The sequence below is a fragment of the Alteromonas sp. BZK5 genome (assembly GCF_014349115.1).
Lineage (GTDB): Bacteria > Pseudomonadota > Gammaproteobacteria > Enterobacterales > Alteromonadaceae > Alteromonas > Alteromonas macleodii.
Window position 1 is genome coordinate 1 of sequence record NZ_JACSOE010000071.1, and the last position, 19,343, is coordinate 19,343.

At 44.9% G+C, this 19,343-nt stretch carries 13 protein-coding genes and 2 pseudogenes; 5 read left to right on the plus strand and 10 right to left on the minus strand.

Annotation, left to right across the window (positions count from 1 at the left end):
* From BIZ39_RS16645 to BIZ39_RS16670, 6 genes and pseudogenes are all read right to left on the minus strand, one after another.
* Positions 1 to 519 (minus strand): annotated as a pseudogene (locus BIZ39_RS16645) (histidine kinase); the annotation flags it as partial.
* Positions 519 to 1,103 (minus strand): chemotaxis protein CheX, encoded by a 585-nt coding sequence (locus BIZ39_RS16650; protein ID WP_014949492.1) that lies wholly within the window; start codon positions 1,101 to 1,103, stop codon positions 519 to 521. The pseudogene BIZ39_RS16645 and the gene BIZ39_RS16650, both read right to left, overlap by 1 nt.
* On the minus strand, positions 1,100 to 1,465 hold the full coding sequence (locus BIZ39_RS16655; RefSeq protein WP_187447518.1) for a response regulator: 366 nt from the start codon (positions 1,463 to 1,465) through the stop codon (positions 1,100 to 1,102). Before BIZ39_RS16655 ends, BIZ39_RS16650 begins: the two co-directional genes overlap by 4 nt.
* Before the next feature lie 267 nt (positions 1,466 to 1,732).
* Entirely contained in the window at positions 1,733 to 2,908 is a 1,176-nt protein-coding gene (locus BIZ39_RS16660; RefSeq protein WP_187447519.1) for a pyridoxal phosphate-dependent aminotransferase, read from the minus strand.
* Between the two features lie 19 nt (positions 2,909 to 2,927).
* Positions 2,928 to 3,749: a sulfite exporter TauE/SafE family protein gene (locus BIZ39_RS16665; RefSeq protein WP_014949489.1), complete on the minus strand. Its 822-nt coding sequence runs from the start codon at positions 3,747 to 3,749 to the stop codon at positions 2,928 to 2,930.
* A 116-nt stretch (positions 3,750 to 3,865) separates the two neighbouring features.
* Positions 3,866 to 6,514: a TonB-dependent receptor plug domain-containing protein gene (locus BIZ39_RS16670; RefSeq protein ID WP_187447520.1), complete on the minus strand. Its 2,649-nt coding sequence runs from the start codon at positions 6,512 to 6,514 to the stop codon at positions 3,866 to 3,868.
* A 401-nt stretch (positions 6,515 to 6,915) separates the two neighbouring features.
* On the opposite strand from BIZ39_RS16670, the gene BIZ39_RS16675 reads away from it, so the two are divergent.
* On the plus strand, positions 6,916 to 7,896 hold the full coding sequence (locus BIZ39_RS16675) for a LysR family transcriptional regulator (RefSeq protein ID WP_014977398.1): 981 nt from the start codon (positions 6,916 to 6,918) through the stop codon (positions 7,894 to 7,896).
* A gap of 80 nt (positions 7,897 to 7,976) precedes the next feature.
* On the opposite strand, the gene BIZ39_RS16680 is transcribed toward BIZ39_RS16675, so the two are convergent.
* Together BIZ39_RS16680 and BIZ39_RS16685 are read right to left on the minus strand one after the other, a co-directional pair.
* Positions 7,977 to 8,687 (minus strand): endonuclease/exonuclease/phosphatase family protein, encoded by a 711-nt coding sequence (locus BIZ39_RS16680; protein WP_168463520.1) that lies wholly within the window; start codon positions 8,685 to 8,687, stop codon positions 7,977 to 7,979.
* On the minus strand, positions 8,675 to 10,891 hold the full coding sequence (locus BIZ39_RS16685; RefSeq protein WP_014977396.1) for a VTT domain-containing protein: 2,217 nt from the start codon (positions 10,889 to 10,891) through the stop codon (positions 8,675 to 8,677). The genes BIZ39_RS16680 and BIZ39_RS16685 overlap by 13 nt, the downstream gene beginning before the upstream one ends.
* 240 nt (positions 10,892 to 11,131) lie before the next feature.
* On the opposite strand from BIZ39_RS16685, the pseudogene BIZ39_RS16690 reads away from it, so the two are divergent.
* Positions 11,132 to 11,308, plus strand: a pseudogene (locus tag BIZ39_RS16690) (methyl-accepting chemotaxis protein); the annotation flags it as partial.
* Positions 11,309 to 11,388: 80 nt separating this feature from the next.
* Here the strand turns inward: BIZ39_RS16690 and BIZ39_RS16695 are convergent.
* Positions 11,389 to 11,985, minus strand: coding sequence for a porin family protein (locus tag BIZ39_RS16695; RefSeq protein WP_014949483.1), 597 nt, complete (start codon positions 11,983 to 11,985; stop codon positions 11,389 to 11,391).
* A gap of 514 nt (positions 11,986 to 12,499) precedes the next feature.
* Here BIZ39_RS16695 and katG point away from each other — a divergent pair.
* Both katG and BIZ39_RS16705 read left to right on the plus strand, forming a co-directional pair.
* Entirely contained in the window at positions 12,500 to 14,800 is a 2,301-nt protein-coding gene (gene katG, locus BIZ39_RS16700) for a catalase/peroxidase HPI (RefSeq protein ID WP_187447521.1), read from the plus strand.
* A 212-nt stretch (positions 14,801 to 15,012) separates the two neighbouring features.
* On the plus strand, positions 15,013 to 15,498 hold the full coding sequence (locus tag BIZ39_RS16705; protein ID WP_014949481.1) for a hypothetical protein: 486 nt from the start codon (positions 15,013 to 15,015) through the stop codon (positions 15,496 to 15,498).
* A 48-nt stretch (positions 15,499 to 15,546) separates the two neighbouring features.
* Here the strand turns inward: BIZ39_RS16705 and BIZ39_RS16710 are convergent, their stop codons facing one another.
* Positions 15,547 to 16,872: a mechanosensitive ion channel family protein gene (locus BIZ39_RS16710; RefSeq protein WP_075176721.1), complete on the minus strand. Its 1,326-nt coding sequence runs from the start codon at positions 16,870 to 16,872 to the stop codon at positions 15,547 to 15,549.
* A 722-nt stretch (positions 16,873 to 17,594) separates the two neighbouring features.
* Between BIZ39_RS16710 and BIZ39_RS16715 the strand changes: the two genes are divergently transcribed.
* The gene (locus BIZ39_RS16715; RefSeq protein WP_187447522.1) at positions 17,595 to 19,046 is read left to right on the plus strand and encodes a DEAD/DEAH box helicase; all 1,452 of its coding nucleotides are present in this window, start codon (positions 17,595 to 17,597) and stop codon (positions 19,044 to 19,046) included.
* The last annotated feature ends 297 nt before the right edge of the window (positions 19,047 to 19,343 follow it).

Below are 19,343 nucleotides of genomic sequence, written 5' to 3' on the forward strand. Positions count from 1 at the left end.
TAGCTGACCAGTAGAAGCCATTTTCTCAGCCTGAATTAGCTGGCTCTGTGCGGTATCGAGTTTGCGAATTAACTTTTTTTGCGCTTCGTGTTCTTTCTTCAAAGCTTCAGAAAGCTTTTGCTGGGCTCTAAAATAGCTAGCTTGGGCGGTCACATCTTGCAGAAAAATACACGCCAATTTTTGCCCTGTGTTTTTGTCTTTAATGGGCAAGATTTCCATGTTTTGATACATCTGTGTTTCTTCACCCGTTATAGGGCGAGAGCTCTTAAACGGAAAAATGTGGGGGCGTTGTTCCCAATAGCTAAAGCTAGGATGCTGCAGTACAAAAACTGACTTTAGTCTACGTTTTAGAAACTTACCTTGTCCTTGAAATAACTCAACAACTGGCGTTTCTTTATAGCAGTCGCGCATATTGTGAGGAAGTCGATCTAAAAAGAAGTCGTTTAGATAAACAACCTTAAAGCTCTCATCGACTATACCAATTCCGACAGGTAATTTACCTACCAGTTGTTCAAACATTATGCGAGTAACTCATCCAATGTGTCTTTCATGCGTGCAAGAGATTCATCGTCTAAGCAGAAAACAACGCGCATGCTAAACGACGAGATCGCGATAATAAACTGCACTTCCATCACTAAGCTGTGCTGCCATTGCAACTCATCGAAGTTCGCTTTATCGGGCAAGAATAACGTGGGCATGTTCAAGTTAGTGGTAAGCTCCAACTGGTCGGAAAGACCAGCCAAACACGCACCTGCCAAAATGTTACAAAGCTCCAAGATAATCTCTTGAATGTCTTCTTTGCTTAATGGTTCATCGTAATCCATTAACGTTGCGACCTCACTCAATCCAGCTTGAGATAGCACAGACATCACTTCGCCGTGTACGTCGCCTAAAAAAGACTGACGGGTATAGAAAGCGTCTTCGGTTTCAAATAAGAGACTGTAAAGCTGGGTGGGAGTAACCGCTGAGATTTTTGGGATAGAAATATCAATTTTGGTTTCAATTAACTGCGCAAGAGAGTTAGCCGCTTGCCCCATGGAAATATTTAGGAGTTCTTGAAGGGCATCTCTTTGCTCTTCGTCTAGTGGTAGTACAATGCTCATAGATACCCCAACTCAAACAACGACATTACTAATTCTTCTTTATCAAGCGGTTTGCGTAAAAAGCGCTTTGCCCCCAGAGACATGACAATTTTCTGTTTTTCTGGCTGAAAGTCAGCGCTAATCACAATTACATTTGGGGCGTCGGGCCTTTGGTGCAAGAATTCCAACACACCAACGCCGTCAACTTCTGGCATGGTTAGGTCTAAAAGTACCAATGCAAATTCACTTTCTGACAGCGCATTTATGGCTTCTTGCCCGTTTGTTGCTTCGGTGATGTCATACTCTAAATCTTGCGGAAGTGAGCGAATCACACTACGCCTCGACAACTTAGAATCATCAGCTACTAATACAGAAATTGACATTTACAGCCTCCTAGAGCGGCATTTAATGCGATGCCTTTTTAGTAAAGTATGTGCAACTTTAGCGTTACTGCAACAATACCGTAAAAATTTTCCAATCAGCGTATTCTTTGAGCAGTGGCGCTTTAAAATGAGTATATGACAGAAGTGACTTTTATGCGTATTAGACTTTTAGTTGAAAATGACTAGGAGAGTAAACGAGGAAGTCGCAGAAAATTTAAGTCTATAAGTAGCGAGGTGTGCATCGGCCGACAATGCACACCCTTGCAGCTAAGTATTTTGCATAGTGTACATTTTTTCAAGTGCATTGGGCATGGCATCAACATAGCGTTTTACATCGCCAATTTTTCCCATACTTACGCGAGACCAGTTGTCGTACGTACGGTAGATTCCTCTAATCAGCAAGTCCTGTTCAGCCATGGCTTGGCGGAAGTACTCTGCGTTGCCGTCACCTAAATTAACAAAAATAAAGTTAGTACTAGAAGGTAGTGCTGTCAATCCATTTGCTTTTACTGCGTCCATAACCATAGATTTACCTTCATAAATTTTCTCTTTAGAGAAAGTTAAAAAGGCATCGTCATTGTAGCTGGCGATAGCCGCGGCAAGGCCTGCTTGATTCAATGTATAGCCGCCCATGCCATAGCGATTGATCCACTCAGTGTTTTCCTCTGATGCGATTAAATAGCCCACGCGCATACCTGCTAAGCCATAAATCTTTGAGAAGGTTCTCGCTACAATGACATTATGACCAGCTTTAACGAGCGGAATCATTGAATGCTTAGGAGGCTCATCGATAAGCTCGTTATATGCCTCGTCGACCAACACCAGTGTTTTTTTAGATGCTTTTATGCAGAATTCGCGAAGCTTATTCGGATCGAGCACTTTTCCCGTTGGATTGTTCGGGTTGCAAATGTGCACCATACCAATAGAGTCGTCTATTGCGGCGTACATGGCATCAAGGTCAATATCAAGCTCTGCCGTATTAGCAACTCTCACTATTTCTGGCGCACCTTGTTTTTCAGGTGCTTTAGACGTGGTGTCCCAAAAAAGGTCCGGGCCCAGAATTTTTCCGTTCTTGCTGGCCGCAAGGGCGGCGTAGGAAAGAATAGGGCTTGAACCGGCGCTCAAAGAAATGTGCTTTCGAGTAATACCATAGCGCTCGGCAATCATATCCAATAGTGTCATGGCGGCAGGATAAGCATAGTAGGCTCCACCTTCCGCCGATGCTTTTGCGATAGCGTCTAGCGCTTTCGGGCTCGGCCCAAACGGGTTTTCATTGGCATTGAGCTTTGCAACCCCAGGCTTTGGTCCATACATAACAGACGATGGGGAAGCGCTTGCGCTAACAGATTGGGCGCTCACAAGGTGACTTATGCCACTCGCACCTATTGCTGACGCTGCAACTGTGCCACCAATAAACAAGCGTCTTGAACGGTTATAACTCACGGGTTGTCTCCTTCTTCTTTTAAATGGCTTTATAGAACATTGCGCTAGAAACAATGACGAGATAGATGCCAAATAAGCGCTTTAGCTTCTTTTCACTGAAGTTGTGCGCCATTTTGGCTCCGATTGGAGCGGTAAAGATTGCCCCAATACTGATAGCAATAAGCGCAGGTATATTGATGTAGCCAATAGTGCCTACCGGCAACGAGGCGGTTTCAGGGTGCTTCATAAACAAAAAGCCAATGGCACCTGGAAGCCCGATAAGAAAGCCGACGCCTGCGGCGGTCGCGACAGCCTGTTGAATGGTGCGCTGGCACATCACCATCGTGATTACGGTTGGCGTGCCACCACCTATGCCAAGCAGAGCAGAGAAACCACCCAGAACAAACGCCAAAACCGCTTTGCCTATACCTTTAGGCATATCGAAAACAAGCCCGGGTCTTACAACGAACTCAGGGAAAAGGAAGTATACGGAGTAAAGTAGAACACCAGCGGCGAACACGACCGTTAAACCATTGGCGCTGGAGTTGTTTGCGATGAGCAGCCCGCCACCAACGCCAAGAATAAGCCAAATACTCCACGAGCGAAGAATGTCAAAATCCACCGCACCTTTAGCGCGATGCGCCATCACTGACCGAGCGCTTGATACCACAATGGATGCCAATGATGTTCCGATGGCTACCTTAACGAGGGCTTCTGATGGAGGAGTAAAAAACGGAAAAACAGCGAGAAGAGCAGGCACGACAACAAACCCCCCGCCATTGCCAAACAGACCTGCCGTGATACCTGCAATGGCACCAGTTATACACAAAGTAACTACAAACCACAGTAGCTCTATTTCCATTTGCTTTTTACTCCGCATGAAACAGCTTTAAACATGAATGACCTTTTAAGTTTTTCTTATATACAGTTAACTACATACACAAACACCGACTTATGTCGGTGTTTGCAAGGAGCCAGTTAAAAACGGGCTGCAAGTCGGGTGTAGTAATATCCTCCCTGCCAATCAACCACCGAGGCAGAGTCATAGACTTCACCGCAACAGGCGTCGCCGTTAGTACTTACATCTGGGTAATTGTCGAAGAGATTTCTTACCCCCACTGACAGGGTGAGGTTCTCGTTAATAAGGTAGGAGCCCTCTATATCGAACATATATTCGTCACCGAAGGTTTGAATATTCGTGGCGTTTACCCCGTCATCGCTTCCCGCATTTTCGTATTCGCCAAAATAGCTAAGACGTGCAACGGCAGACCACACGTCGTAACTGTGGGTAACTGAGAAAACACCACGCATTTCGGGGCGGCCGTTTTCAAAGTCGAACTGATCCTCTGCGTTCAAGTATTCACTCGGATCAGAATCGAATTCTGTTTTGTTGTAATTCACAGAGCCGGTTAGCACGGTTGCGCCATACCTCGATTCCATCTTGTAAGTAGCAACAACGTCCACGCCTTCGGTTACGGTATCGAAAGCGTTTTGGAAGAAGAACACACCACCAATGGACTCGGCGCCAGAAACATTGGCACCTGCTAGGGCTAGATAGTTTTGGTAGGCGTCATAACCGTCTGCTTGAGGATCGGTAACGACAGTGGTGGAAACATCTCGGGTAGACACAGAGTAAAGGCGGTCTTCAAGCTTGATGTTGTAGTAATCAACAGTGAGCGTTAAATCGCCATAGTTCGCAGTCATGCCCAGCGTAAAGTTGGTCGATTTTTCGGGTGAAAGCTCGTTGGCACCAAGCGCCTGCGCTACTTCGCCGCCGGCTGGGAACAGACCTGTTGCTACTGGGAAGCCATCGGGCAGACGGGTAGATACGTTGGTGGTTCCTTGCTGACCTGGAGTAGGAGCTCTAAAGCCAGTGCCAAAAGACGACCTAAAGCCTACTTCATCACTAAACTGATAGAACCCTGCTACTTTGTACACAACTTCTGAGCCAAAGTCAGAATAGTCTTCATAACGCAGCGCAGCCTGAGCAAACAGCTCGTCTGTAATGTCACCAGAGATATCCGTGTATACCGCATATGAGTCACGCTCGTATGAGCCCGAATAGTCTGGTGAATAGCCAGGGAAGCCGTTGGAGCCAACGCCTACAACGGTATAAACGGCGTCTACTCCAGCGAATCCATCATCTTCAACCCCATCGTCGTTACTGTCAGCACTGGTGTAGTTGGCACAATTCAGAGTTGAACCGTTAGCAATGACAGCAGCGCCCAGTGCCGTAGTGGTGAAGTCATCGTTACAAAACTCCCAAGGGTCGGATGTGGCGTAAGAGCCGGCGATATAGGAACTTAGCTCGCCTTCAGATATTTCGTATGACTCGTCTAAGTAACTTGCACCGAAGGCAAGAACATACTGGTTCAAGTCATAGGTGAAGTCAGCTTGAATCTGTGTTTCTTCGTTGGTTAAGTCACCCGGCTTAAATGAAGTAGGTGACTCGTTACCCAGTGACGGGTTAATGGTATTGGCTAGTGTGTAAGAGATTTCATTATTGCCGTAACGACCACTGATATCATAAGTAAGGTCGCCCGACATGCCCTTAACACCACCAACAAATGAGTAGTCAGTCACATCACCGAAGAAACGAGGCGTGAAGCCACCAGGGAAGAACTCTAGCGGGTTCCAGATTGAACCGTCCTCAAGTCGAATGTCTTCAATGGTGCCATTGCCTGGATAGCGATAATAGAATGAACCGTCACCTTCACTTTCTGAATAGTTACCGAATGCGTAGAGTTCAAGTTCACTGGATAGTGCGTAACCGGCGTTAAAGAAAACACGCGTCCCGCTTGTATTTGGTTGCCCCCATGGTTGGACTACGTCTGAACCATGAACGCTGTTGGCCATGGCCGTAGCATTAGCGATGTATTGATCTGACTGGTCATCCACACAGAACCATGGCTCACAATATTGCTCACCACGAAAGGTGGCTTCGCTGTCAGAATATTCGGCTGAAATACTGAAAAAGCCATCGTCGCCTAACGCGAAACCTTTATTCCCAGTAACGGTAATTTGATCGCCATCTCCTTCGTAGTAGCTGCCGTAGTCGGCAGTGAACGAGCCACCTTCGGTGTTATTTTTTAATTGAAAGTTGATAACACCTGCAATGGCATCTGAGCCATATTGCGCAGCTGCACCGTCGCGCAACACTTCAACACTTTGAATTGCTGCGGTTGGAATAGTTGCGATGTCTGGCCCCTGTGTGCCAGAACCGCCAATTGAAACAAGTGCGGCCCTATGACGACGTTTAGAGTTAACCAAAACAAGCGTTTTGTCGGTGGGCATACCTCGAAGCGTTGCTGGACGGATAAACGTTCCGCCGTCGGAAATGGGTTGACGGCCTACGGAATAAGAGGGAACGAGTGTCATAAGGACATTGTTCATATCGGTAAACGCAACGGCTTCAACGTCTTCGGCGGTGAGTACATCAACCGGTACAGGAGAGCTGGTTACTGAACGCGGTGCACCGCGGGCACCAACAACGGCAATGCGTTCTAGGTCTTTGGCTTCTGTGGTTTCTTCAGTCACTTCTTGCGCCTGTACAAGCAATGAAGTAGTGAAAAGTGTTAATCCGGTAAGTGCGTAACGTACTGCAGTGTGGAGCTTTTTCTGTTTCATTTGTGTTCCCAATCGTGCTTATTGCTACTTAGTTTTGTGGGTGTGGATTATTAAAATCTGCACTCTTTTTAGGCACGCACGAGCACTACTTTGATGCGAGAAGCATCTTGTTATTGTTGTCTAGCCACTCGTGTACAAGAACAAGGCTAAAAACTCTTTGGCATTGCAGGAAGAAAGAAGATTATTCAGGGATATAAGAAAAATATTGAGCCGTCTCACAGGGCGCTAATTTAATGCTATTAGACTTAAGTATGGGGGGAGACAAGATTTTCATGCCCCACTGCTTTTAGCCCATTTTTACAATTTTGCTTCATATAACTTAATGGAATGGCATATTCGTTGCTGCCGTCTTCATTAAACCGTTCCCGTTCTAGAACTCACCACCTTTGTAAGGAGGGCAAGTGCATTCAAAACAGCTGCATTATTTTGTTATGACTGTGCGTAAGGGTAGTATTGCTGCGGCGGCAAGAGCATTGGATATCGCTCAACCCGCCATTAGTCAGCAGTTGGCAAGTTTAGAAAGAGAGATGAAAGCGACGCTGCTTGAAAGAAGTTTTTCGGGAGTAAACCTAACATCGGCGGGCGAAGTTTTTTATAAACATGCATTAAAGCTGCTAACCGAAATAGACAACGTTAAGGCCGCATTGGAAGCCTTTCAAACCGGACAAAAGAAGGTAGTAAAAATAGGAATGCTACCGTCAATCGGAAATGTGCTTTCTTTACCGCTGCTCACGGAGATAACGGCGAACCATAAAGGGCTCAAAGTCGAAATCAGCACTGGACCGTCTTACACCATTAATGATTGGCTTGAGTCAAAGCAGGTGGATGTTGCGCTTACTTATCAGCAAGCTGTCGACCCTAAATTCATGCGAGTCACACCGCTAATTCAAGAAGATCTTCATTTGGTTTTTTCTGCCTCCTCATCGTGTGAACAATACGCCAAGCTTCGAGATAGAACGACGATCCGTTTTTGGGAAATCAGTGAATTACCTTTGCTATCACCGGGTAACAAAGATGCATTGGGTCAACTAATTGCTGACTATGAAAAAGCAACGGGCGTTAGTTTGCAGCACGATTTGGCTTATTCTGGACAACTCATGACTGGCCTTAGGCAAGTTATGCAGGGAGAAGGCGTGATGATCCTTCCTACATCAGCTATTTTTCATTTAAAGGAGTCTGGCCTAGTTTCATCACTGAAAATAACACAGCCAGAAATGCAGCGTACTGTACTCGCTGCGACAAACAAAAGTGCCAAGACGCTGCTAGATAGCAGTCCGATCATTGATATTCTCAGAAAAGTAGTGGCTCAAGAAAACGCACTGAAGCACTGGTGCGGTACGTTAGAATTTGCCGCTTCATCGTTCATAGCGCAACCTGCGTAGCTCTGTGCCAACACAAGATGAGGCTAAATCTCGCGTACGACGAGAATAATGCAACCCGTTAAGTGCAAAAGATCACTGGGTTAGTAGTTCTGGGGCAGTTCAATATCAACAAGCACAGGTAAATGATCTGACAAGATTCGAGTTTTCGCATTTTTTAATTTTCTGCACGCTTTTACCTTGATGTCGTCAGACACCCATACTCTATCAAGTGCAAATACAGGAAAGTGGCTTGGAAATGTTGCCCCCACTTTTTGCTGTAATAGTAAATCGTTAAGTGCTTTAAACGCTTTTGAGAAAAACTGCCACTCATTGAAATCACCGGCTAGAACTAGAGGGATTTGCTTCTCTTTCATTCTTGAAGAAAGGTGCTCATGAAGCAAAGAAAACTGTGAGCGACGTTCTAGCTTCTTAAGCCCCTTATGGGTATTCACCACCGTAAGGGGGGTCTTTTCTGTCTTGAGCTCTACAATCTGAACATTTCTAGGCTGTCGCCCGTTTTGGCTGACATCCAGTGTATCGTGCGCTAATACGTCAAAGCGAGTTAGAATGGCGTTGCCGTACCAGCCATCAGATTCCCTAATGGCTGGTGATGGAATGAGCTTAAACGTGTTTTCAGCGCAGATATCTTTAACGTCCTGTGCTGTACTTCGCTCAGAGGGACGAGTATCCATTTCTTGCAGCAGCACCACGTCGGCGCCACTGTTTGCCAAGAATTGCCCTATGCGTTTGTAATCGTGCTTTTTGTCTCTACCTATTCCGCTGTGAATGTTGTAGGTCACTATGCGGCACATTTCTCTACCTCATCTTTGTCACTATTATCACTGGCAGTATCTTGATTCCCCGACTCCTTCCGAGCTTGGTAGTAGCGGGCAAATTTTTGCGAGCCCCAAATCATAAGGCCCCATAAAACGATACCGCCAACTAAATAGCTAATGGTTTCCACAGAAGGGTTTTGCCAAATTTGTGCTATCGAATCACCCACAAGCCCTTTCGCAATCATGGGCGGGAACATGCCTAAAAATGTCCCTACTAAAAACTGGAAAATGCCAATAGATGAGATACCCGCTACCAAATTCACCAAACTAAAGGGCGCTACAGGCAACATTCGAATGGCCGCGACGCCAACGATACCGCTACGCTTTAGTTTTTCATCAACGGCAGCTACCTTTGGACCACCAATTTTTCTAAGCCCCGCGTTGCCAGATAGCTTGCCTATTCCAAACATGATTGCAGAGCTCATTAGTGCTCCCATGATGCCGTAGATGGGCCCCCATATAGGGCCAAAAATAGCAGCCACAGCAAGTGACAGTACTGTGACCGGGAAGAATAAAACGCCGCCGACCACATAAACCAGCAACACGGTAGGCAGAGCAAAGTAGGTTCCACGACTTTTCTCTAGAAAGGCGTTAATGCTGTCGGAACTTAACCATGGTATGGACTGGCTAGCCCAAAACATAAGCCCGCCAAGAACAGCAATGATGGCAAGACCAATCAAAATCATAATACTGCGACGTCTTGGGTTACGTGCAGGCATAGCAGCTCCATCAAAGGTTGGCACTGAAATAAGGGGTTCTTCAGGGTCAGATAACGCTCTGAACACATTCTTAACGGATTGTTCGGTAAACACCTCATCGCGAACTTCGGTAAGTACGTAGCCGTGTGCTATCTGATCCTGCATTAATGCTTCAACCGGATATTCATTGTTGAATAACGCCGGCATTGCATCAATATCACGCCCCGTGTGCTCTGCGAGTAAGTCGTTTCTCACTTGCTCAATACACGCCTGATTGTCTTTTGTGTTACCAAACAGCACCGTGTCGATTTCGGTGTCTAGCGTCATTGAGCGATTACTCAAGTTTGATGACCCGATAACAAGGTATTTGTTATCGATGGTCATCACTTTGGAGTGGATGCGCTTGTATGCCTTGCGGCCTTGCATGTCTTCAATTGAAGAATAAGTCAGTTTTACTCGCTTAGGGTCAATCCCTTTTTCTAAAATTTCCTTGAATTCTATGCGGCTTGCCCAAAATGCTTCGCACTCAAACTTACCTTTTGGCTCGTAGGAACTTACGATAATGACCGAAAGATTAGGTTTCAGTTTGAGCTGCTTATTTAGCGCTTCAGCGATCTCCTGACGCGTTGTGAACTGATTCTCAATGTAGATTACAGACTCTGCTTCACCGATAAGATCAAGCAGCATATGACGTACCTCTTGAGCAGGCTCGACCTCATCCATAAATGGAATTGTTCTGGCAAGTGCACACTCTACGTCTTCAAAAAGGGGAGGATAATCTTGTGGCCAAGCATCAGGCAACGGGGCATTTTCATCAATGCGCGCGTCCTCGCGGATATCAATAGGTGAAGAGTCAGCAACACGCTGCCACCTCCATCGAACTAATTTTGAAAAGTCGGCTACTACAGGTCCACTTGATACCATTTGCACATCATGAAGAGGACCATACTCCCCATCAGGCCCATCACGCTCTTCTGAAACTACGGGATGGTCACGGGTATCCCAGCGGTTAGTGGATACATCCATTCCACCTGAGAATACGAGTTCATCATCGATAACCACAATTTTTTGGTGCTGGCTTCCGCCCATCGGAATCGTGTCATCGAGCTCGGTTTGCACATTGTCTGGAGTTTTTTCTTCCCACACTTCCTTTGCCCACATTTCGCGCTGTGCGAAAAAGGCTAGCGATGAGTCCCAACGTAGCAGGTAAATTTTAATGTCAGGATTTTGCTCAGCTTTCCACTTAAGTAAATCACTTATTACGCTCGGCGCTTCACTGTTCGCTTCGTCGTCGCCTCGCAGCAAGCGAATGCGGCTATCTATATCCCATCCAACAATGAAGATACTGTGCTTAGCTTTAACGATAGAGCTGTGCAAGGCTTTATAATAGTTTCCGCAATCTATCAAAGGTGTAGAAAAGCGAGCCTTGCTCTCTACCCAACAGTTTTGACCGGGTTGAAATACACTCTTTCCTGATTGCATGTGACGTTTCCTATTTATTCATTTTTCACTATTTGTATTCTGTTGCAGAATTTGTACCTCTATAAAACGAAAGAACGATAAATATAAGTAAATGATTTTTATCGATAATTAGAGTTTTTGAGCTCGTGTGTAAGATGTATCAGCTCGCAATGTGTAATATTTTCACTGTGAAACGAGTTTAATATTCACAGTTGGAAAAACAGGCGCTAGATAAATTAAGTTTTATCCGAAGACTATTAAGCGATAGAAGCGGCACGAGCAGGTGAAATGGGAAGAGGGTTTGCGGTTGTGGCTGATGAAGTACGAACGTTAGCAGGTAACTCCCAGTCCTCATCCAATGAAATTGACAACTTAGTTAAAACGACAGTGTCAAAAATTGAGGAACTGGCGCAGCTCATCCAGAAAATAGATGGGTAGCAAAAAAAAGCCTTGGCTGTGTTGCCAAGGCTTTAGCATTCTCATTAAGTCACGTTGTTAAACGTGAGACAACCAATGTCTTAGAAACGATACTCAACACCAATACTGGCTTGCTTAAGATCGGTTTCAAAATCGGTGTCGTCGATGTCATCAAACGCTTCGTCTGCATCAAGCTCTGTATCATAAACAGTGTACTCGGCGTTTACTAAAAAGTTACTAGTAATCGCGTAGCTTAGACCTGCGCCTACAAACAAGCTTTCGTCATCGTTATCACGTGAAACGCCAGCAAAGTTATACTCGGTTTCTGACCAAAGTTGACCTGCTTTCGCGTAGAGAGAAAAACGCTCTGTTAATGGAAGAATACCCTTGATCGCCGCTGTGTAGCCGTCTGTTTCAGCGCCTGCAAGGTCGTTACCGTAATCACCAAAATCGATGTAACCACCTTCAATTGCAATCCACTCATTAAATTTATATCCAACAAGGCCTTGCCAAACATCTTTGTCATCGTCAAAGTCATCTTCACCTTCAACGCGTAGGTAACCGTAATTACCACCTACATAAAAACCACTGTCTTTTGCTTCAATTTGATTTGATTGAGCATGCGCACCGAATGAAGCCATAGCACTGATAGAGGCAACAGCTGCAAGTCCGGTAAGTGTCTTAAGTGTGTTTTTCATAAGTTCATCCTCATTACTTCTTTAACATTCCATCGACTTCTTATCTGAAGTTAATGCGTCTTTAATTGCATCATCTCTGTATCAATTGCTGTGCCATGGTAGAAATTGCAGAATGTATTTCAATTAGATGAAAACTTTACATAAACCGGCACTTTTTAGTTGGTTATTTAGCCGCTTATAGAAAGTATGGAAAAGTTTCACTCTTCAAAAAGCGAAAAAATTTCCCAATCTCTGAAAGAGATTCACAGATCTAGCTCATTTTCCGCATTACATGGTTCTACTGAGCGACAGTCGATTACGTCATAAAGTGAACTGGGTTTTTAATGTATTGAAATTAATCAACTTTTCATTGATTGGATTTTCTAATCAGTTGAATTCATTTTATCAACTGTAAATACTCTTTAAGCCTGTCTATCTTGTAACTGCTTATGAGGTAAACAAAATGTTAACAAATTAGTGGTGTGATTCGCACTCACGCTTTGGTAACTACAACAAACTCAGACGGGAAAAGACCATGACTATAAACAGGTTTAAAAAAACCACAGTATCAGTACTTGTTGCCTTATCGCTTGGTGCAACAGGGGCTATTGCCAACGATCAAATTAGTAAGCCTGCGGGTGCTAAAGGCACGGGCACTGCTAAAGCTTTTCAAGCGAAAAATAATCAATTTTGGTGGCCTGATCAGCTCGATCTCTCTCCGTTAAGAGATCACGATAATCGCTCAAACCCACTAGGTGATGATTTCAGTTATGCAAAGACATTCGCTAAGCTAGATCTCGACCAAGTAAAAAAAGATGTTAATGAGCTACTCACTACTTCTCAAGATTGGTGGCCGGCCGACTTCGGAAATTATGGTCCTTTCTTCATTCGACTTTCATGGCACAGTGCAGGTACCTATCGTACGCTAGATGGTCGTGGCGGTGGTGACGGTGGTCAAATGCGTTTTGATCCGCTGAACAGCTGGCCAGACAACGGAAACCTTGATAAAGCGCGTCGCTTGCTTTGGCCTATTAAGCAAAAGTACGGTGAAAGTTTATCTTGGGGCGACTTAATGATCCTTGCGGGTACCGTAGGCATGGAAAACATGGGCTTTGACACCTATGGATTTGCGGGTGGTCGTACCGACGACTGGGAACCTGACATGGTTTATTGGGGCCCAGAAGTGGAAATGCTTGCGAGCGATCGTGAAGAGCGCGACGGTAAGCTTCAGCGTCCGTTGGGGGCAACGCACATGGGCTTGATCTATGTTAACCCTGAAGGCCCTAAAGGTGTGCCTGATCCGATGGGATCTGCGAAAAATATTCGTACTGCATTTGGCCGTATGGCGATGAATGATGAAGAGACCGTTGCGCTAATAGCGGGTGGTCATACATTTGGAAAAATGCACGGCGCACACAAGCCTGCTGATTGTTTAGAAGCTGAGCCAGGCGGTGCAGGCTTAGAAGAGCAGGGACTAGGTTGGAAGAACAATTGCGGTAAAGGCAATGCAGAAGACACTGTAACGAGCGGTTTGGAAGGTGCTTGGACACAGCTACCTACTAAATGGACGAGCCTATATCTTCAAAACTTATTGGGCTTTGAGTGGAAACAAACTCGCAGTCCTGCCGGCGCTATCCAGTGGATCCCTACCGATGAATCGCTTCATAAATCAGTACCAGATGCGCACGTAGAAGGTAAGAAAAATCCTCCTGTGATGACCACAGCTGACTTGGCGCTTAAGTATGATCCAGAGTATCGAAAAATTGCCGAGCGCTTCTTAGCGGATCCCAAAGAGTATCAAACGGCATTTGCTAAAGCGTGGTTCAAGCTAACTCACCGTGATATGGGTCCTAAGGCACGTTACTTGGGTAACGATATCCCAGAAGAGAACTTCATCTGGCAAGATCCAGTGCCTAAAGCTGACTATAAAGCGATCTCTGAAAAAGACGTTAAGAAACTTAAAGCTGACATCTTAGACAGTGGCTTAACCGTTCAGCAACTTGTGAAAACAGCATGGGCGGCAGCATCTAGCTTCCGAGCATCTGATTTACGCGGTGGAGCGAACGGTGCTCGTATTGCCCTTGAACCGCAAATGAATTGGGAAGCCAACGAGCCTGAAACCGTTCAAGCCGTTGTTTCTAAGCTTAAAGAGATGCAAGAAGATTACAATTCACGCATGTTTTCTAAGAAGAAAGTGTCTCTTGCTGACCTCATTGTGATTGGCGGTGCGGCAGCAATTGAAAAAGCAGCGGCAGATGCTGGCGTCAAGGTTACTGTGCCAGTGGTTCCGGGTCGAACTGATGCTACGCAAGAGCAAACAGACGTTAATTCGTTTTCATTGTTAGAGCCAACAGCCGATGCGTTTAGAAACTATTACAACGCAGAAGCTAGCTATCGTTCGCCAACCGACATGCTGGTAGACAAAGCCGATCAGCTTAATCTAACAGTACCAGAAATGACTGTTTTGCTTGGTGGTTTGCGTTCATTGGGAGCAAACACAGGTGGCACTAGCCACGGTGTATTTACTGACAAAGTAGGCACACTTAACAACGATTTCTTCGTAACGCTTCTTGATATGGGCGTTAAGTGGAGAAAAACAGATAACCCGTCGGTATATGAAGGTGTAAACAGAACTACTGGTGAAGTTATGTATACAGGTACGCCTGTAGACCTGGTCTTTGGATCAAACAGTGAGCTGCGTGCAGTGGCCGAAGTTTATGCCTACGACAACGCGAAAAGCCGTTTTGTTAAAGACTTCGTCGACGCTTGGACCAAAGTGATGACGCTAGACCGTTTCGATTTACGTCACGATCTAAACGCCAGCTTGGGTAAATAGATGCGGTATAACTGCTATCGCGAATTAGCTTAACAACTAATTCTTAATAGACATAAAAACTAAAAGGGCGCTTCCGCGCCCTTTTTAATTGATTTCTATAAGTTGTGTTATGAATTCTTAATGTGATTAAAACGCCCGCGAGACCATCGTAAACCCATCTTGAATTCGATACACTGAACCTTTATTTTTTTCTTCTACAGACAATTACCACAATGGCTAGTCTTCAACGAACGTTGGTCAATTTAGAAATGCTAAGCGACGATATTAATGCACTTCACGTCGACGCACTTAATACGCACGCCCACATTAAGCTTTTACACAATGTGTTGAATGAGCTAAAGAACGCCGAGCAATTTGTTGCCTTAGAAACAGAGGCCAGTTTCCAAAAGTCGTTATCTGGCTCACTGTTTGAGAACATATTTGAGCGAAAACGTATGGTAGGTGTTTACATAAAGCTGGTGGGCTATGTTATTACAGCGTGGGAAGCGACCAATAAAGCGAATGCAATCATCAGTGAAAACTTCGATTCAAGTGCCGATAAGCGATTGGAGTTACTGCAGGTAAAAGCAATAAAAGCCAAATCTCAATTAAAAACCGTAGCGTCAGCGATGGGCAAAGAAGACTATGCAAAGTTTGTCCAGACGTTAGGTCTGTCTGCCCAAGAGTGGCAATGGGATACGCTTCGCGCTAGGTTTTAGCCAGCGCGAAGGTATGACTGAAAGCGCTCATGTCATGAGCGAGTTTGGCTACGGTGTGGTATTTCGAATACCAATGCCTTGTTCGTTGATAACCCTTACTTCGCGTTGAGGGAACGGTATTTCAATGTTGTGCTCGCGTAATGTTTCAAACACAGTAAGCAGCAAATCGCCACCCACGCGGTTTTTACCATCGTCCACCCCTTCCATCCAAAACTCAACGAACATGTTAACGCCAGAGTCGCCAAAGCTATCTATTTCACAGTCAGGCAGCTCTTCAAATGGAACATCGTCGCCACTGATCACCTGCGGGTGTTCCGATACTGCCTCTTTAATAATCTCTACCATCGCGCGGATATCAGTTTTATAGGCGACAGAAAAGTCGATGCGGTAACGTTGTTTTTGGTTTTTGTGTGTCCAGTTTATTAGCAAGGAGCTGATAAACTTTTCGTTAGGCACCAGTACATCTTTACCGTCATAAGTTTCTAATACGGCATAGCGCATTTTAAATTCTCTGACGATACCTTTCTGCCCGTCTTCCAATTCAACGTAATCGCCTACGGTCAACGATTTATCCAACAGAATAATGATGCCCGAAATGAAGTTTGATGCGATGGACTGCAGACCTAAGCCTAAACCCACACCTACTGCACCTCCGAACACGGCCAATGCGGTAAGATTAATTCCCATGACGTTAAGCAATAAAAGAAACACCACACAGAACAGGGCAACTTCAAACAGCTTTGCGAACACTTCTTTGGTAGAAACGTCGAGCGACTTATGGTTTCGAATAATATCTTGACCAATGGCGTTCGAGCTGCGGCCTAGCCAGAACAGCAAGCCACCAAACAATAGCACTCTTGTTACGCCATACGCTGATATTTCAACATTGCCGACTGATATTGCCATTGACTCCAATGCTGAAGTTATCAGCGGAAGCACGCCAACTAAGTGTAAAAATAGGATAGGTAAACCCACCCATCGCATAAACGCTGCAATGGTGTTGTTTTCGACAAAACCAGTAATCAAGGAATTAACAAACAGCATTAGTGCTACAACAACGGCTATTTCCAATAGCCATGCATCAAACTGAAATTGCGCCCCCAACACGGTAGTAAGCTTTAGCATACTGATGGTGATAAGCGGGAATAGTGCCTCACCCAGATTGTATAAAAAGCCGTGCATAGTATGTGCGCCTTGCTGTGGCTTTTCTCGGGTAAACTTAAATGGCTTTTTTACTTGTCGTGCAAGCAAAAACGCAACGCAATAAATAATTGCGATTGTTGTAAGCTGGATAACAAAGCTGTCAGACATCACCGATGCTTTGACTAAAGCCAACTTTTCCTCAAAGTGCTGGGTTAAACTATCAACATTCATGTTTTCTACTTCACTTGTTTACCACACTGCAGCAGCGTGGATGTAATTTGAGCGTGGAATAACTGCGCGCTTTTTATCTGTTATAACAAATATGGTAAAGCTTTTTTTATCTATCCAACAGAAATTGGCTATCAAGTTGACTTTAATTTCAAAGGTTTTGAGGTGTTTTTACGTAGAAGAGTCCTGTTTAACTTGTTTTTTTAACGCACACTTTTAAAAGCTAAATGTCTTAAGGTATTGATAAATATAATTAAACTCTGTTACTTGAAAAGTTTACGTTTCTAGGTCGCAAAATTCGTATTAAATAGATATTTATCGTTTTGATAAAAATATAAATATAACAATATCTCTCCTAAAAATGAGGGAAGACAGTACGGTTTAAGACCATTCCCTTAGTGCGAAAAGCCGATAATACTTCCCATGCTCTTAAGCTATGTAAATCGGAACTTATTAAGTGAAACGTCAGACAGGCTTAACTAGATTTTGAACAAAAAATGCGCTGGTGGCTTTCGGCTTTTAGTGGTAGACTCCGCGCGCAATTTGTAAGAGTAAACACCTACGTTCTTTTCTTGATGTCAAACACCAATAAGCCAAGTTGGCAATGGCGTATCTCTTTAGGTTTTCCCAGTAATCTATAACCCCCACGGTTAGCAATAAAGCACTAACGCTTATACCTTTGCGGTATGCAATTTTTTATAAATACCTATGACAGGAGTTTATTAATGTCATTTACCCAATTAGGGCTCGCTGAACCCTTGTTAAAAGCTATTGAAAAACGAGGGTTTAGTACACCATCACCAATCCAGGAAAAGGCAATACCAGAAGTATTGCAAGGAAAGGATGTGTTGGCAGCTGCGCAAACGGGAACAGGGAAAACTGCAGGATTTGGACTTCCTATTTTACAGAGATTGATGGAAGGACAACCTGTATCTGGCAACAATGTTCGGGCACTTATCTTAACACCCACGCGAGAACTTGCTGCTCAGGTAGAAGAGAGCATCAGAGCGTTCAGTGAGTTTTTGCCGTTAAAAACTGCCGTGGTATTTGGTGGTGTAGGGATTAATCCTCAAATGATGAAGCTGCGTAAAGGTGTAGATGTGTTAATCGCTACGCCTGGACGATTGCTTGACCTCTACCAGCAAAACGCTGTTAAGTTTTCTCAGCTTGAAGTGTTGGTATTGGATGAAGCCGACAGAATGCTTGATATGGGCTTTATTCACGACATTAAGAGAGTATTGAAGCTATTGCCACAAGAGCGCCAAAGCTTACTGTTTTCAGCCACGTTTTCTGATGAAATCACTGCGCTGGCGAAAACAATAACGCGCAACCCTGTGAGTATTTCAACCGCGCCAGCGAATACCACGGTAGAAGCGGTTCAGCAGCACTTAGTGACCATTGATAAATCTAAAAAGACGACCGCGCTTATTTGTCTGATCAAACAGCAGAAGTGGGAGCAGGTGTTAGTATTTAGCCGCACGAAACACGGCGCTAACCGTATTGCAGAAAAGCTAACTCGGTCAAAAATTCCAAGTGCCGCGATTCACGGTAATAAAAGCCAAGGAGCGAGAACTAAAGCGCTTGCTGACTTTAAAAATGGCGCAATTAAAGTGCTGGTAGCTACCGATATCGCAGCACGCGGCATCGACATTAGTGAATTGCCTATCGTTGTAAACCTAGACTTACCCAATACGGCTGCTGATTATGTTCACCGAATTGGTCGTACAGGGCGCGCAGGCGCTAGTGGACAGGCGTGGTCATTTGTATGTGCTGAAGAACTGCAAAACCTGAAAGATATTGAGACACTGATTCAAAAGCTGCTTCCTCGTGAAACGTTGGAAGGTTTCGAGCCTCAGCAAGCCGTGCCTGTTACCACGCTTTCTAAGCCTAAAAAGCCCAAGAAGCCGAAAAAGCCGAAAGCACCACAAGGTGAGAGCGGCAGCGAAGGTAAACGAAGTGGCGAGAATAAAAAGTCGGGTCAACGCCAAGGCAACCGTAGCGGAAATGGTAATCCGCGCGCAGGTAAACCGGATTCGCGCAACAATAGCGGTGGAAAGCCTGCAGGTCGAAGACGCTCAGGAAGTGAAGGAATTGCCGCTAAACGACCAGCTAAGCGCAGAAGTAATCCGTCAAATAGCACCACTAATAATACGGCGTCAAACAGGGCAAAAGCGTAAACAGCTGAACTGCGCTTCATAAAACCGAGTTTATTAAAAAAGGGCCGTTGGAGAGGCCCTTTTTTAATGTCCGTCTTCTTTGTAGCGTCACCTTGATTTAGAACCACTATACTTGCGATAACACGCCGCGATTACGAACATTTTAAATCTCGCTGAGTGGGTAATGAATTATGCGGACTGGTATTAGGGCCTATTGATCTTTGTTGTACATTTTTGCAGCGGTCTGTGTGCCATCTAGACAAGGCGAATGTTTGACGGTTTAGTGGTTCTAAATCGAGAACATTCAACGCAGTATAG

Coding starts and splice junctions, on each gene's coding strand:
- BIZ39_RS16655 (WP_187447518.1), bottom strand. CDS start 1,465: ATGTCAATTTCTGTATTAGTAGCTGATGATTCTAAGTTGTCGAGGCGT.
- BIZ39_RS16695 (WP_014949483.1), bottom strand. CDS start 11,985: ATGAAAAACACACTTAAGACACTTACCGGACTTGCAGCTGTTGCCTCT.
- katG (WP_187447521.1), top strand. CDS start 12,500: ATGACTATAAACAGGTTTAAAAAAACCACAGTATCAGTACTTGTTGCC.
- BIZ39_RS16665 (WP_014949489.1), bottom strand. CDS start 3,749: ATGGAAATAGAGCTACTGTGGTTTGTAGTTACTTTGTGTATAACTGGT.
- BIZ39_RS16670 (WP_187447520.1), bottom strand. CDS start 6,514: ATGAAACAGAAAAAGCTCCACACTGCAGTACGTTACGCACTTACCGGA.
- BIZ39_RS16715 (WP_187447522.1), top strand. CDS start 17,595: ATGTCATTTACCCAATTAGGGCTCGCTGAACCCTTGTTAAAAGCTATT.
- BIZ39_RS16680 (WP_168463520.1), bottom strand. CDS start 8,687: ATGTGCCGCATAGTGACCTACAACATTCACAGCGGAATAGGTAGAGAC.
- BIZ39_RS16685 (WP_014977396.1), bottom strand. CDS start 10,891: ATGCAATCAGGAAAGAGTGTATTTCAACCCGGTCAAAACTGTTGGGTA.
- BIZ39_RS16705 (WP_014949481.1), top strand. CDS start 15,013: ATGGCTAGTCTTCAACGAACGTTGGTCAATTTAGAAATGCTAAGCGAC.
- BIZ39_RS16710 (WP_075176721.1), bottom strand. CDS start 16,872: ATGAATGTTGATAGTTTAACCCAGCACTTTGAGGAAAAGTTGGCTTTA.
- BIZ39_RS16650 (WP_014949492.1), bottom strand. CDS start 1,103: ATGAGCATTGTACTACCACTAGACGAAGAGCAAAGAGATGCCCTTCAA.